Annotated in this window: 13 protein-coding genes; 4 read left to right on the top strand and 9 right to left on the bottom strand. The window is 69.0% G+C overall.

What is annotated here, in order from left to right:
- Positions 1-29: 29 nt before the first annotated feature.
- Positions 30-2,936: a TonB-dependent receptor plug domain-containing protein gene (locus tag AB3X08_RS00585; protein WP_369935482.1), complete on the bottom strand. Its 2,907-nt coding sequence runs from the start codon at positions 2,934-2,936 to the stop codon at positions 30-32.
- A gap of 527 nt (positions 2,937-3,463) precedes the next feature.
- On the opposite strand from AB3X08_RS00585, the gene AB3X08_RS00580 reads away from it, so the two are divergent.
- Positions 3,464-4,480: a TIGR00266 family protein gene (locus AB3X08_RS00580; protein WP_369935480.1), complete on the top strand. Its 1,017-nt coding sequence runs from the start codon at positions 3,464-3,466 to the stop codon at positions 4,478-4,480.
- 27 nt (positions 4,481-4,507) lie between these two features.
- Here AB3X08_RS00580 and AB3X08_RS00575 read toward each other — a convergent pair whose 3' ends face one another.
- The 7 genes from AB3X08_RS00575 to AB3X08_RS00545 all read right to left on the bottom strand — a co-directional run bounded on the left by AB3X08_RS00575 (position 4,508) and on the right by AB3X08_RS00545 (position 8,869).
- On the bottom strand, positions 4,508-5,242 hold the full coding sequence (locus tag AB3X08_RS00575; RefSeq protein ID WP_369935479.1) for a putative DNA-binding domain-containing protein: 735 nt from the start codon (positions 5,240-5,242) through the stop codon (positions 4,508-4,510).
- Positions 5,239-6,135 carry a DUF692 domain-containing protein gene (locus AB3X08_RS00570; protein ID WP_369935477.1) on the bottom strand — a complete coding sequence of 299 codons (897 nt, stop codon included), beginning with the start codon at positions 6,133-6,135 and terminating at the stop codon, positions 5,239-5,241. The genes AB3X08_RS00575 and AB3X08_RS00570 overlap by 4 nt, the downstream gene beginning before the upstream one ends.
- A 4-nt stretch (positions 6,136-6,139) precedes the next feature.
- Positions 6,140-6,415 (bottom strand): hypothetical protein, encoded by a 276-nt coding sequence (locus AB3X08_RS00565; RefSeq protein ID WP_369935475.1) that lies wholly within the window; start codon positions 6,413-6,415, stop codon positions 6,140-6,142.
- 85 nt (positions 6,416-6,500) lie between these two features.
- Positions 6,501-6,959: a DoxX family protein gene (locus tag AB3X08_RS00560; protein ID WP_369935474.1), complete on the bottom strand. Its 459-nt coding sequence runs from the start codon at positions 6,957-6,959 to the stop codon at positions 6,501-6,503.
- The gene (locus AB3X08_RS00555; protein WP_369935472.1) at positions 6,956-7,717 is read right to left on the bottom strand and encodes a putative DNA-binding domain-containing protein; all 762 of its coding nucleotides are present in this window, start codon (positions 7,715-7,717) and stop codon (positions 6,956-6,958) included. Before AB3X08_RS00555 ends, AB3X08_RS00560 begins: the two co-directional genes overlap by 4 nt.
- Positions 7,714-8,565 (bottom strand): DUF692 domain-containing protein, encoded by an 852-nt coding sequence (locus AB3X08_RS00550; RefSeq protein ID WP_369935471.1) that lies wholly within the window; start codon positions 8,563-8,565, stop codon positions 7,714-7,716. The genes AB3X08_RS00555 and AB3X08_RS00550 overlap by 4 nt, the downstream gene beginning before the upstream one ends.
- Positions 8,566-8,581: 16 nt before the next feature.
- On the bottom strand, positions 8,582-8,869 hold the full coding sequence (locus tag AB3X08_RS00545) for a DUF2282 domain-containing protein (RefSeq protein ID WP_369935469.1): 288 nt from the start codon (positions 8,867-8,869) through the stop codon (positions 8,582-8,584).
- 444 nt (positions 8,870-9,313) lie between these two features.
- Between AB3X08_RS00545 and AB3X08_RS00540 the strand changes: the two genes are divergently transcribed.
- The 3 genes from AB3X08_RS00540 (at position 9,314) to AB3X08_RS00530 (ending at position 11,669) form a co-directional block, all read left to right on the top strand.
- Entirely contained in the window at positions 9,314-9,877 is a 564-nt protein-coding gene (locus tag AB3X08_RS00540) for a sigma-70 family RNA polymerase sigma factor (RefSeq protein ID WP_369935467.1), read from the top strand.
- Positions 9,874-10,515, top strand: a complete 642-nt coding sequence (locus AB3X08_RS00535) for a DUF1109 domain-containing protein (RefSeq protein WP_369935465.1) — start codon at positions 9,874-9,876, stop codon at positions 10,513-10,515. The genes AB3X08_RS00540 and AB3X08_RS00535 overlap by 4 nt, the downstream gene beginning before the upstream one ends.
- 125 nt (positions 10,516-10,640) lie before the next feature.
- Positions 10,641-11,669 carry a patatin-like phospholipase family protein gene (locus AB3X08_RS00530; protein WP_369935463.1) on the top strand — a complete coding sequence of 343 codons (1,029 nt, stop codon included), beginning with the start codon at positions 10,641-10,643 and terminating at the stop codon, positions 11,667-11,669.
- A gap of 342 nt (positions 11,670-12,011) precedes the next feature.
- Here the strand turns inward: AB3X08_RS00530 and AB3X08_RS00525 are convergent, their stop codons facing one another.
- On the bottom strand, positions 12,012-14,207 hold the full coding sequence (locus AB3X08_RS00525; RefSeq protein WP_369935461.1) for a TonB-dependent siderophore receptor: 2,196 nt from the start codon (positions 14,205-14,207) through the stop codon (positions 12,012-12,014).
- Between the last annotated feature and the right edge of the window lie 189 nt (positions 14,208-14,396).

The raw sequence follows: 14,396 nt of genomic DNA, 5'->3' as shown, positions 1-14,396 counted from the left end.
TTGTTCGTCGCGCTGCTCCAGCAACTGCCTCAATCGAACCGGTACACGACCTCCGCAGCCACCTCGCGTCCCACCGGATTGGACACGCAGTAGGCGAAACCACCGCACCACTTGTCCTGATAGTGATCGTTGAGGATGTTGTTGACGTAGACATTCAGGCGCAACGCGTCCGTGGCCTGATAGCCGAGGCTGGCGTTCCAGTAGATCCTGTCCTGGTTGTAGTAGCCCACCCGTTCGCTCTTCTGCCCGTAACTGATGCTGCGTTCGCCAGCCGCGTTCGTGCGCAGATCGGTGCAATCGGTGGCCACGTCCGGACGGAAGCCATTGGGCAGCGCGGTGCAGCCGCCGAAGCGGTCGCTGCGGGTCCCCGCGGTCCAGTCCACGTACAGCACCGCGGTCCACGGATCCAGGGTCCAGGTCGCGCTGGCGCGGCCGCGGTAGCGGATCTGGCGCTCGCGGTCGCGGGTGTTCTCGAACAGATCGCCGTCGAACTGCGCGTACTTGTAGGTCAGCTGCCGGGTGTAGTTGAGCGCGAAGTCGAAATTGCCCCAGCGTGCGGTCTGCACGCTGTAGCGCGAGGCCAGATCGACACCGCTCACGCTTTGCTTGGCGCGGTTGATCGGGCCGATCTCCACGCGGGTCACCACGCCGTTGGCGTCGCGCGTGACGCGGCTGAGCTGCAGGTCGCACAGCGCCTGGCTGGGTGGCGTCCGCGCCGGCTTGTCCGCCGGCTGTTGCCCGGTGATGCAGTACGCCTCGTCCAGCAACACCTGGTCGGCGCCGACATCGTCGATCGCATCCTCGATGTTGATCCGCCAGTAGTCGACACTGAGCGAGAAGCCGTCGAACGCGTCCCAGACGAAGCCGTAGGTGAGCGAGTCGCCGGTTTCGTACAGCAGGTCCTGCGAGCCCTGCCGGGCGATCACGGGATTGTCGATGTGGTACGGGTCGCCATCGCCACCGGGGCAGTTGCTGGTCTGGCGATTGGGGTCGGTCAGGCAGGCCAGGTAGTCGACCTGGTCGGCCACGCTCTCGCTGGGATCGGCATAGACGTAGTGCATGTCCGGCGCACGGAAGCTGGTGGCGTAGCTGCCGCGCAGCAGCAAGGTGGAGAACGGACGCCACTCCAGGCCGGCGTTGTAGGTGGTGGCGGCATCGTCAGCGACCGCGTCGTAGCGATCGTAGCGGCCGGCGGCCGAGAGGGTCAGGTTCTTGAGCAGGGGAATCTTGAATTCCACACCCGCCGCATAGCGCTTGCGCTCGCCGCCGCCGGTCTCGACGTTGCCGAACGGCGTTTCGTACACCGGATTGAGGCCCATGGTGTTGGGGTCGGGCGTGAGCTTGTAGCCCTGCTCCGCGGCTTCCAGCACGCCGGCAAAGCCAATCGGGCCAGCCCAGCCTTCGAACAGATCGCCGCTGAGCACGGCGCTGGCCTGGCTGAGCCAGGTGCGCGCCTTCTTGTCGCCGACGGCGCGAATGCTTTCGTAGTCGCTGGGCGAAGCCGGGTTCCACAGCCGGTCGTAGTCGGGCGCATAGATCTGCAGGCCGCTCGCCGCATCGGTCCCCAGTGAAGAGCCCAGGAAGAACTCCGTGGCACGCGGGTTGTGGATGATCGGGAAGCGCTCCTGGATCTCGTATTCGGCGCGGCCGCCCATCACTTCCCAGTCGAAGCGATCGCCGAAGACGGTGCCGCGCAGGCCGGCGCTGAAATCCCAGTTCTTCTCCTTGGATTTGGTCAGCGCGCGGTCTTCGCCGCCGATCTCGCCGGGCGTGAAGTAGCGCAACAGGCTGCGGCGCTGGCCGCTGTCGCGGTCGATGTAATCCTGGCTGCCCCAGGCCGGCATGAAGGTATTGCTCTTGCCGGTCGAATCCCAGTAGCCGTAGGTCGCCCAGGCTTCGACGTCGCCGAACTGCTTGGTGCCGTACAAGTAGAGCGAAAGGTCCTTGCTGCCATTGCGCAGCGTCCAGTGCTGGAACACGGAGCGATTGGCGCATTGCCAGCCGGTATCGGTCTGCGCGCCGCTGAAGTCGTTGTACAGAATGCGGTTGTGCTCGTAGAACTCGCCGCCGAACCGGTCGCAGGCGCCGGTCGGCGGCCTGATCCGGACATCGTTGGTCACGTCGTAGAGACGGATGCCGGATTGGGGGGTATTGGTCGCGGTGTTTTGCCGCACGCCGCCATAGCTCCAGTTGCGGCGGGGCGAATCGGACTCCTCGTCCATGAAGGGGCGTTCATGCGACCACAACGGTTTGCGGTCGAAGTACTGCATCGTGTACGCGACGCTCCAGTCCTCGCCGTGACGGCCACCGGACCAGGAGACATCGCGGACGTCGCGCCCGCCCTCGGTGGTGGTGCCGTAGCGCGCGCGCAGGGTATCGCCGTCGATGTCCTTCTTCAGGATGACGTTGACCACGCCGGCCACCGCATCGGAGCCGTAGATCGCCGAGGCGCCGGTGGACAGCACCTCGATGCGATCGACGATGCCGGTGGGAATGTTGTTGTAGTTGGCGAAGTTGCTCTTGCCCTGGTACGGCATCGGGTAATCGGCCACGCGGTGGCCGTTGATCAGCAACAGGCTGCGGCCGGGGCCGAGATTGCGCAGGTTGAGCGGGCTGGCGTTGACCGAACTTTGGCCCCAGTCGTAGTCGTTCTGCACGTTGCCGGTGACCTCGGTGAGCGAGCCGAGCGCTTCGTACACCGTGGTGAAGCCTTCCTTCATGATCTGCGCGCCGGTGATGACCGTGACCGGCGCCGGGCCTTCGACCTCCGCGCGCTTGATGCGCGAGCCGGTGACCATGACCGAGTCCAGCGTCTTCGCCTTTTCGTTGGTCCCGGCTGTGGCGGACGGGTCGGTCCGTTCCGTGGGCGGCGGCGGCGCGTCCTGCGCCAGCGCGGCCAGCGGCGAAGACAACGCCAGTGCGAGCGCGCTCGCCATGGCGTTGCGATGGAGTGTTGAGTGATGCATGTGTCCCCTCCGACGTTGAAAGGCCTAAACGGTCCGACACGCTGGGCAGCTCCACCCCGATTGCCGCGTTCGCTCGAGGTGCGAGATGTCAGCCGTGTGTCGTCGATCCCCCGCGGCGAACATACGTCAGATAAACAAATGATAAATGTGATGCAATTCGTGTTTGGAACGATCCAAGCGATTGAATCGATGCTTGCTGTGGCCGGCGGAATCCGTGCGCTTCATGTCGCGCCCCGTACTGGGCAAAGGCATCGACGTGCTCGCCACCGGTTTTCGTTCTCCACGCCCTGCCTGAATGCCTACCCCGGGCGCGGGCGGCCACGCGCCGTTCGTGGGCGACGTCGCCTTGCGCGTAGGGTCGATCGAGCCAGGCCATGGTCCCTGAGGCGGCCGGCCTCCAAAGGCCGTCCATGGCTTGAGACAGATGCGGACGCCCCCGGCGCACGGGCTAGACTCGGCAAGGATTTTTGCCCATCAGGTCCATCAGGAGCTTCGCCATGACCCAGTGGTACTTCCTCACCGGCGGCGAACAAACCCGCTCCGGCCCGTTCGACGATGCCGACGCCATCGCCTTCGCCCGCAACAATCCCAGCGCCATGGCCTGGCGCCAGGGCCAGAGCGGCTGGAGGCCGGCCAACCAGATCGACGAGCTGCGCGGCGCGAGCGCGACCAGCCTGCCGCCGGGCCTGCCGCCCCCGCCGGGCGGCGGCGGCCGCGCCGACGACATCGATTTCCGCATCGTCGGCCACGAGATGCAGTTCGTGGAGATCGAGCTGGATCCGGGCGAGAGCGCGGTCGCCGAGGCCGGCGCGCTGATGTTCAAGGACGCCGTGGTGCAGATGGACACCGTGTTCGGCGACGGCTCCAACAGCCAGGGCGGCGGCCTGATGGGCAAGCTGTTCTCGGCCGGCAAGCGCCTGGTCACCGGCGAGAGCCTGTTCACCACCGTGTTCACCCATCAGGGCCAGGGCAAGGCCAAGGTCGCCTTCGCCGCGCCGTATCCCGGCACGGTGCTGGCGATGAAACTGGACCAGCACGGCGGCCGCCTGATCTGCCAGAAGGACAGCTTCCTGGCCGGCGCGCGCGGCGTGTCGCTGGGCATCCACTTCCAGCGCAAGATCATGACCGGCCTGTTCGGCGGCGAGGGCTTCATCATGCAGAAGCTGGAAGGCGACGGCTGGGTGTTCGTGCATGCCGGCGGCTGCGTGGTCGAACGCGAGCTGGCCGCCGGCGAACGCCTGGACGTGGACACCGGCTGCGTGGTCGCGTTCCATTCCACGGTGGACATGGACGTGCGCCCGGTCAGCGGCATCAAGAGCATGTTCTTCGGCGGCGAAGGCATGTTCCTGGCCACGCTGACCGGCCCGGGCAAGGTGTGGCTGCAGTCGCTGCCGTTCTCGCGCCTGGCCGGGCGCATGTTCGCCGCCGCGCCGCAGGGCGGCGGGCAGAACCGCGGCGAAGGCTCGGTGCTCGGCGGCCTGGGCCGGATGCTGGACGGCGACAACAACTTCTGAGGTCGCGCCGGCGCCAGCGTGCACCGCTCACGCTGGCGCGATGGCTTCCAGCAGTTCGTCGCGCAACCACTGCTCCAGCACCCGCCCGATCGCCGCCGGATCGGCGCCGGGCGCGCGCCGGCACACCTCGCCGAAGGGCATGCCGGCGAGCGCCTGGTGCAGCATGCGCGCTTCCAGCGGCGACATGCTCTGGAAATAGGGCGACAAGCCCTTGCGCCAGACCCGGATCGCCACCCCGGGCAGGCGCACTGCCACAGCCGGCGCATGCCCTTCCGACAGCGCCGACCAGATCGCGGCGGCGTTGCTGCGCATGCGGCGGCGGCGCAAGGTCGGCACGAAGCGCAGGCGTGCCTGCTCCCAGTCCACGCCGGCCAAGGCCGCCAGCGTCACCGGTGCCGCATCGGTGCCATCGAAGGCGCGGCGCAGGGCCAGGTCGAGCCAGGCCAGGTCCGCCAGTTCCGGCCGCGCGGGATGGCGCGCGGCCAGGTAGGCGCCGAACCGGTCGCCGTAGGCGCCGAGGTTCCAGGCCGAGGGCGGATGCTGCGTCACGTAGCCGGCCGCAGCCGCGTCGAACGCCGCTTCGCCCAGCCAGGCCAGGGTGGTGGCGTAGGTGTCGCGCAAGGCGTCGCCGAGCTGCGCGCGGTAGGCATGCCGATAGACGCGCAGACCCGGACGCTGCTCCGCGTCCAGACAGGCGTCCGCATCGGCCGCAGGGTCGCGCAACCAGCCAGAGAAGCGGCGCTGCAGCGACAGCAGGCTCATGCCGCCATGCGGGCCGCGTCGGCGGCGATACGCCGCGCGATCTGCAGCTCGTCCAGCAACGCCGGCAGCGGCGGAATCCGGTCGTCGCGCTCGATCATGGTCGCCACCGCGCCGATGCGCCGGCACACCCGCGCGTACAGCGCCCACACCGGATCGCAGACCGGTTGGTCGTGGGTATCGATCAGCAGCTCGCGGCCCTGGCTATGTCCGGCCAGATGCACCTGACGGACGCGCTCCCACGGCAGCGCGTCCAGATAGGTATGCGGATCGGCGCCGTGGTTGACCGCGCTGACGTAGACGTTGTTGACGTCGAGCAGCAGATAGCAGCCGGTGCGCGCGCATACCTCGCGCAGGAAGGCGGCTTCGCTCATGGTGGCGCCCGCGAAGGCCAGATAGGTGGAAGGATTTTCGAGCAGCAGTGGCCGCTCCAGCACGTCCTGGGCGTGGGCGATGTTGGCGCAGACCACGTCCAGCGCTTCGTCGTCGTAAGGCAAGGGCAACAGATCGTGGGCGTTGAATCCTGCGACCGCGCTCCAGCTCAGATGGTCGGAAACCCACAGCGGACGCACGCGCTGCGCGAGGCGCTTGAGCCGCAGCAGATACGCGCGATCAAGGCCATCGGCCGAGCCCACCGACAGGGAGACGCCATGCAGCGCCACCGGATAGCGTTCGCGCACGCGATCCAGCACGTACAGCGGCCGGCCGCCGGACACCATGAAGTTTTCCGAAATCGCCTCGACGAAATCCAGCGCGGGCGGGTCCTCGAGATACAGCGGATAGTGCGGCGGGCGCAGGCCCAGCCCGAAGCCGTGGAAAGGCGCGATCGTGTCCATGTGGCACAAGGTCTCGTTCGGCGTCCCGGCCGGCGCGCGGCGCCGGCCGGAACGGGGCATCGCCTCAGGCGGCAGGGGCGGTCAGCGAGCCGCCGGCCGACTTGCATTGCTTCACGGTCACATCCTTGAAGCCCTGGCCCTTGCAGGCGTTCTGACCCTTGCATTCGTGACTGCCGGATTTGCAATCGGACTGGCCCTTGCAGCTGTTGATGCCGTAGCAGGCGACGAGCTTGGCATCGCCCTTGGCGGCGGCGCTGGCGGTGGCCGGAACGCTGGCGGCGGCGATGGCGAGCAGGGCGGCGGTGGCGGCGAAACCGGTAGCGGTGCGGGTAGCGATCATGGACGTTCCTAGGAGTGGACAAATGCCGAAATGGCGGCAGGTACTTCGCCGCCAGCGTCGCCACGGTTACACCTCGCTGCACTGGTCACGCGATGCGCAATAGCCGGTCCAGCGACAGCGCGCCCGCGCCGCGCACCAGCAGGTACGACAGCAGCGCGGCCCAGCTCAGGTGCGTGGGCCAAGCATCGGGATAAACGAAGATCTCGATCACCGCGGTCATGCCCAGCAACGCAAGCGCCGACAGCCGCGTGCACAGGCCCAGCACCAACAGCAGCGGGAACAGGTGCTCCGAATACGTGGCAAGGTGCGCGGCCAGATCCGGCGCAAGCAGCGGCACGCGGTAGTCTTCGCGAAACAGCGCGTAGGTGCTGTCGCTGATGGTCAGCACACCGGTGACCTTGGTGCGTCCGGACAGGAAGAAGATCGCGGCGATCGACAACCGGAACATCAGTGCCAGCGCGGAGTGGCCGACCCGCTGCGATAGCGCGGTGGCGAGACGATTCCACGCGGTGCGCAGGTCTGGGGAAGCGGGGGTGGAGGTCATGGAATTCCTTGCTCAGAAGAAAGGTCGAGGGAAGAAAAGGCGCCGGCGCCCAGCAGCATCGCGAACGTGTCCGCCAGCGCCAGCGTGGGCTCGGCCTGCTGCGCCTGCTCTGCCGCGGCATGCAAGGTGGCGCCGCCGCGGCACGCCTCCAGCAGCGCGCAACCGCCCACGCCCAGCGCATGCCAGGACACCTGGCCGGCGCGCCGCAGCAGCACGACGCCTTCGCCATTCCACGCAAGCTCGGACAGGGGCGCCGCATCGCGCTGCGCGCACCAGATCGAATACACCGGCAACGCCTCGAACCAATGCCAGCGCACGCTCGGATGCACGGTCACGCGCAGGCGCGCCAGTCGTTCGGGGGGCAATGCCGCCACGTCCCGCGGATCGAGGATGGCGGCATCGGCGGCGACATGCGCTTCGCGCCAGCTGCGATCCAGCTGCGCCACGCCCGGCAGGTAGGGCCATTGCCCTGCCTCGGGAAGCGCGGCCAGGAACGCATCGAAGTCGGCGCCGTAGTGCAGCAGACGCACATCCTCCGGTGGGTGACGCTGGACATAGGCACGCGCCACTTCCTCGAACCAGGCCTCTCCCACCAGCCGCTGCACGCTTGGAAAATTCGCTTGCAACGCGTCGATGCAGGCGCGCAGCACGGTGTTGCGATAGACGCGAAATCCCGGCTGCGCGGTCAGCCCGCCGGCGTCGCCATCGCCGTACAGCGCAAGCGCGAACCCGTCCTGGAACTGCGCCAACGCGCTCATGCCGCCTGGCGCCGGCACGCCGCGGCCCGCTCCAGCAGCCGCTGCGCGCGATCGCGTTCCAGCAGCAGCGAGTCGAAATCCGGAATGGCGCCATCGCGCTCGATCAAGGTGGGCCGCGGCCCGGCGATGTCCAGGAAATGCGCGTACATGTCCCAGACGGCATCGTCCACCGGCGCGTCGTGCGAATCGATCAGCAGCGTCCGTGCGTCCCCGGCATCCGCGGCGTCCGTGGCATAGCCGGCCAGATGGACTTCCACCACCGCGTCGGCAGGGAAGGCGTGCAGGTAGGCATAGGCATCGAAACCCAGGTTGTGCGCGCTGACATGGACATTGTTGAGGTCCAGCAGCAGCCGGCAACCGCTGCGCCGCACCAGTTCGGACAGGAAATCCGGCTCGCTCCACGCATGTCCGGGCAGCGCCAGGTAGTGACTCGGGTTCTCGATCGCCACGGTGCGACCTAGCGCCTCCTGCGCCCGCTGCACATTGCTCTCCACGCGCGCCAGCGCCGCGGCGCTGCGCGGTACCGGCAACAGTTCCGGATGGTAGCGGCCGCGCCAGGCCGACCAGGCCAGGTGCTCGGACACCTGCCACGGCTGGACGCGCTCGGCGAGGGCGGCCAGACGGCGCAGGTGCCGCGGGTCCGGATCGGCATCGGCCGCCAGCGACAGCGACACGCCATGCAGCGACAGCGGGTGGCGCCCGGCGATCGCCTCCAGCCAGGCGAGCCGCGGCCCGCCCTGCACCAGGTAGTTCTCGGGGTGCACCTCGAACCACAGCCCTGGCGCAGTGCAGTCCAGCGCCTGCGCGTAGTGCTGCGGCTTCAGGCCGATGCCGGCGCCGAGCTGCATGGCCGCGGCGCCGCGCTCAGGCGCCGACCGGGGTCAGCGTGCCGTGGCCCTTCGGCGTCTTGATGCCGACGCAGGTGCCGGCCGGCACGTTCTTCCAGGCATTGCCTTGATAGTCGCGCTTCGACGTGCCCGCGCAACTCGTGCCCGCGCCGGCCTTGCAATCGTTCTGGCCGGCCTTGGCGATGCCGTAGCACTTCTCCATCGGCTTGGGCTGGGCGGAGGGATCGGCGCCCTGCGCCATCGCGGCGCCGGCGACGAGGGCAGCCAGGGTCAAGGCCGCCGTTGCGGCATTGCGTACGTTCATGGGAATGCTCCTGCGGAAAAGGGAAGGGACGCACCAGCCGCAAGCACGTTGCGGCCGGCACCGTTCTGCATTCGCGGTGAACGCCGCAGCGGTTACAGCCGATCGCCGCTGCGGGCGAAAAATACTTCGCCCTGGGCTGTAACCGCCCTGGCGGATACGTCGAACTACCGCCGACATGTCGACAGACGGGAACGCGATCGTGAGCAATCAGACGCCGGTGGCGGCCGTGGGGGTGGGCTGTGCCTGCGATGACATGCGTCGCGGCCACGGGCGGCTGTGCGGCACGGCGGGCTGCGGCGCGCGGCGCTGCAAGTTGGCGGCGATGACGGGCCGGCGCCGTCGTATCCTGCCGGTCCGGCGTCCGTCGGGCCGCCCTGGAGAGCGCCGCATGCCCGTCCGCCGTTTCCGCCGCGCCTGTCCCCAGACCCTGGGCCGCGTGGCGCGATGAGCCGCCTGGATGCGCTGCAGGCGGTGGAAGTGCGGCTGCGCCTGTTGTTCTTGGCCGGCCTGGACGGCGGAGCGCGCGACTACCGCGCGTTCCTGGAGGAACTCGGCGCGCACTTGCGCGGTTTCCTGCGCCGCCGCCTGCACCACGCACCCGATGACGTGGAGGACATCTTGCAAGAGACCCTGCTGGCCATCCACAACAGCCGCCATACCTACCGCCGCGACGAACCGCTGACCGCGTGGGTGTATGCGGTTGCCCGCTACAAGCTATTGGATTTCTACCGCGCGCACGCGCGCAAGGGCCCGCCGCCGTTGCCGCTGGATGCCGCCGACGATCTGTTCGCGCATGCCGACGACGCGCCGGCGCACGCCCGCCATGACATCGGCCGACTGCTCGAGCAATTGCCGGACCGGCACCGCCTGCCGATCGTGCACGTGAAGCTGCAAGGCCTGTCGGTCAGCGAGACCGCCAGGCTGACCGGCATGTCCGAATCGGCGGTCAAGATCGGCGTGCATCGCGGGCTCAAGGCACTGGCACGGAAGATCGGGAGTACGGCATGAAGACAGATGAGCTGATCGCGCTGCTGGCGCAGGAACCGTTGCGCGTGGATCGGCATGTCCCCGCCCGGCGGTTCGCGTTGGCGCTGCCGTGCGGGATGCTGGGGGCGCTGCTGCTGGCGGCGGCGGTGTTCGGTGTGCGCCCGGATCTGGCCGCGGCGGCCGCCGATCCGGCATTCTGGGCGAAGCTCGGTTTCGCCGCCTGCATGGCCGCCGGCGCCGGCCTGGCGACCTGGCGCCTGGCCACGCCGGGGCGGCGGGTCGGCGCAGCCGCCATCGCGATCGGCGTTCCGCTCGCGGCAGTGTGGATCGCGGCCATCGCCGCGCTGTGGACGGCGCCGGCGGAACTGCGCCTGCCGTTGCTGCTGGGCCAGAGTTGGCGCAGCTGCCCGTTCAATATCGCGCTGTTGTCGATTCCGACCTTCGCCAGCGTGTTCTGGGTCTTGCGCGGGCTGGCACCGACCCGCCTGCGCGCGGCCGGGGCCAGCGGCGGGCTGCTCGGCGGCGCCCTGGCGACCATGGCCTATTGCATCCATTGCCCGGAAATGGCGGTGCCGTTCTGGGCGCTCTGGTACGTGCTGGGGATGGCGCTGCCGACCGCGCTGGGGGCCGCGCTGGGCCCGCGCCTGCTGCGCTGGTAGCGGGCGGCGCGTTCGCCCGGGCCGCCGCATGCGTCGGTCTGCATGACCTCCGGTCGTGGGCGGTGCAGGCCGATCCCGGTATGCTCGCGCCGGCTCCGCCCTCTCCCTACCTCGACGTCGCATCCATGACCGCCTTCCGTTCCCCGCGCCTGCTCCTGTCCCTGTCCCTGTTCGGCCTGCTCGCTGCGTGCGGCGGCGAGCCCAAGCCGGCGCCGCCGGCACCGGTGGTGGTGGCGCCGGCGCCGGCCGCCGCGGCCAAGCCGCTGCGCATCGGCATCGCCCTGGGCGGCGGCGCGGCCAAGGGCTTCGCTCATATCGGCGTGATCAAGATGCTGCAGGCCAACGGGCTGGAGCCGGTGGTGGTGTCCGGCACCAGCGCCGGCAGCGTGGTCGGCGCGCTGTACGCCAGCGGCATGGATGCGTTCCAAATGCAGCAGGCCGCCGTGGCGCTGGACGAGACCAGCATCCGCGACATGCGCCTGTTCTCCGGCGGCTTGGTGCAGGGCCAGGCGCTGCAGGACTACGTCAACGCGCAGCTCAAGGGCAAGCCGATCGAGAAGCTGGCCAAGCCGTTCGCGGCGGTCGCCACGCGGCTGGAGGACGGCGAGCGCACCGTGTTCGTGCGCGGCAACGCCGGCCAGGCGGTACGCGCCTCCAGCAGCATTCCCGGCGTGTTCGAACCGGTCGCCATCGGCAAGTTCCACTACGTCGACGGCGGCGTGGTCAGCCCGGTGCCGGTGGACGCCGCGCGCCAGCTCGGCGCCGATTTCGTGGTCGCGGTGGACATCTCCAGCAAGGCCAGCGGCAAGAATCCGGGCAGCATGCTCGGCACCGTCAACCAGTCGATCGCGATCATGGGCCAGCGCCTGGGCCAGCAGGAGTTGGGGCGCGCGGACATCGTGATCCGCCCGAAGGTCAACGACATCGGTGCCGCCGATTTCGCCCAGCGCAACGCCGCCATCCTGGAAGGCGAGAAGGCCGCGCTGGCGGCGATGCCGCAGATCAAGGCCAAACTGGCGCAGCTGCAGCAACAGCGCGCGGCGGCCGCAGCGGCCGCAGCCAAGGCCGCGCAGCCGGCGCCGCCGCCCTGCGAACCGCGTTCGCGCCTGGGCCGCCTGATCGGCCGCGACGACCCGTGCAAGAAGCAGGACTGAGCCGGCGCGGCGCATCAGGCGTGAGAAGTAGCCGTCGCGCGTGGATAGCCCCTCTCCCGTCGGGAGAGGGGTTGGGGTGAGGGTACGGCGCGAAGCGACTCGCGGAGTTTTGGGTGCACGAGGCTGCGCCCGCACCCTCATCCGCCCCTGCGGGGCACCTTCTCCCGACGGGAGAAGGGAGCAGCCGAGCCCCTCTCCCTGCGGGAGAGGGGTTGGGGAGAGGGTACGGCGCGAAGGATCTCGCAGAGTTTGGGGTGCACGAGGCTTCGCTCGTACCCTCATCCGGCCCTACGGGCCACCTTCTCCCGATGGGAGAAGGAACAGCCACCGCCGTGCCAATCCTCAGTAACGCCAGCGCAGGGTGAAGCTGACGAAGCGCGGCTCGCCGTAGTTCTGGTAGTCCAGGTTGGCCCAGTACTTCTTGTCCAGCGCATTGCGCACCGCCAGCGTCGCGGTCCACTGCGCGCCGAGCTGGTAGTTCGCGTTGAGGTGCACCAGCGTGTACGCGTCCTGCACCACGGTGACCGCGGTCTCGGCGCCGCTGCCGTCGCCGACCGGGCGCGGGATGTTGTAGCCGCGCACCGCGCTCTGCCAGCTGAGCCCGCCGCCGATGCTCAGCCGCTGCCAGGCGCCGGGCAGACGCAATTGGGTGGACAGCTGCAGGTAGTCCTCGGGCAGGTTGGCGTAGATCGCATCGGTGGGCGCGCGGGTGACCTTGGCGCGGGTGTAGCCGGCGTTTAGCGTCCAGCCCAGGCGCAGCTCGCCGTTGAAGTCCAGTTCCCAGCCGCGGCTCTTGGTGCCGTCGATGCCGATGTAGGCCGAACTGCCGTCGGGCAGCGAAGCCTCTGGCTGGCTCATGTCGCGCACCGCGTAGTTGTCCTGGCGCGCCTCGAACAGTGCGGCGCCGAGCAGCGCGCGGCCGCCGAACAGCGTGGCCTTGAGGCCCGCTTCGCGGTTGGAGCCTTGCACCGGCGCCAGCAGGTTGTTGTCCTTGTCCTTGTAGTTCTGCGGATTGAAGATCTCGGTGTAGCTGGCGTAGGCCGAGATGTCCGGGGTAAGCGCGTAGACCAGGCCGACGTAAGGCGTGACTTCGTCGCTGACCCGGTAACGCCCGCTGGTGCCGGTGTAGACGCCGCTGGCGTTGAAGTTGTGCGTGCGCGTCGTCCACGAACTGAGCCGCGCACCGGCGATCAGCGACAACGGCTCGGCCAGGCGAAGGCGCGTGGACGCGTACACGCCGCGCTGGGTGGTGCGAGCCAAGCGCGAGGCGCCGGTGCGGGCGTAGGTGATCTCGGAAATGTCGCCGTCCCAGTCGTGGACGTTGGGAATGTAGTAGCAGCGCTCGCGCCCGCACGTTGCCCAGTCGCTGGGATAACCAAGCGCCAGGGTGGAGGCGGTCGACTGCAGGTCCTGCCAGCTGCCGCCGACAACCAGGTCGTGGGCGCGGCCGAACAGTGGGAACGAACCGGACAGGTATACATCCGCGCCATCGCGCCTGTCCGTGGTCTCGCCTGCGGCGGCGCGCAGGTAGATGCCGCTGCCGTCGCGCGTGTCCGGATAGCCGCTGCCGTACACGCGCAGGTTGCGCACGTCGCCTTCGGTGCGGGCCAGGTTGACCTTCAGCAGCCAGTCCTCGCCGAAGCGCTGCTCCAGATTGGCGAAGGCGGTATGCGTGTTGCGCTTCCAGTACGCCCACTTCGGCGCCAGGTTGGTCGAGCTGGGCAGGTCGGCGAAAGAGCCGTCTGCGGCGAAGTACGGCACCGTGCCCCAGGTCGAGCCGACCGGATCGTTGTCCTGGCGCTGGTAGCCGACGGTCACCGTGGTGGACTCGGTCAGGTCGCCTTCCAGCACCGCCATGCCCGACATCTTCTGCTCGTGGTAATGGTCGTAGTAATAGTCGCGGTCCTGCCAGGCGGCGACGAAGCGGCTGCGGAAACGGCCATCGTCGCTGAGCGGCGCGGTCACGTCGGCCTGAGTGCGGCGGAAGTCCCAGCTGCCGGCGCTGGCCGCGACCGACGCATCGAAGGTCTTGCCCGGGCGCTTGCGCAGCATGTTGACCGTGGCCGAGGGAATCCCCGCGCCGCTGAGCAGGCCGTTGGCGCCGCGGATCACCTCGACCCGGTCGTAGAAGGCCATGTCGTATTCCTGGTTGGTGGAGCCGCTGTAGGTGGGCAGGCCGTCGACCTGGAAGTCGGTGATCTGGAAGCCGCGCGCGAAGTACAGCGGGCGCTGCGTGTCGTAGAAGGACACGTTGACGCCGGTGACGTTGCGCAACACGTCGTTGATGCTGAACAGCGATTCCTCTTCCAGCCGCTGCAGCCCCAGCACGCTGACCGACTGCGGCGTCTCCTGCAGCGTCAGCGGCAGGCGCGTGGTGGTCGATGGCTGCGCGCGGGTGGGGCTGCCGTTGACCTCGACCTTGTCCAGGGTGATGGGCTGGCTGGCGTCGGCCTCGGCGGCGCGCAACGGCACGGCGGCGGCGGACAGGACGGACAGCAGGGCGAGGTGCAGCAGATGGCGCGGAGCGGAGCGGGTCATGGAATCGGCGTCGTCGTTGGGCGGCGGCACCAGCGCTGGCGCACCACCGGGAAAGGAAGAGGAAACGGACGGGCGCAGACTGGCTCCACGGCACGGATGTCCGGCATGGCTGGCCCGGGGTCGGGGCTGGCGGGATCGAGCGGGAGGCGCTGGCCGGCTGCGGCCGTCGTAGACGCAAATGTAAATCGT

Source organism: Xanthomonas sp. DAR 34887, from assembly GCF_041245805.1.
Classification (GTDB): Bacteria; Pseudomonadota; Gammaproteobacteria; order Xanthomonadales; family Xanthomonadaceae; genus Xanthomonas_A; species Xanthomonas_A tesorieronis.
This window is presented reverse-complemented; position numbering and strand designations above follow the sequence as displayed.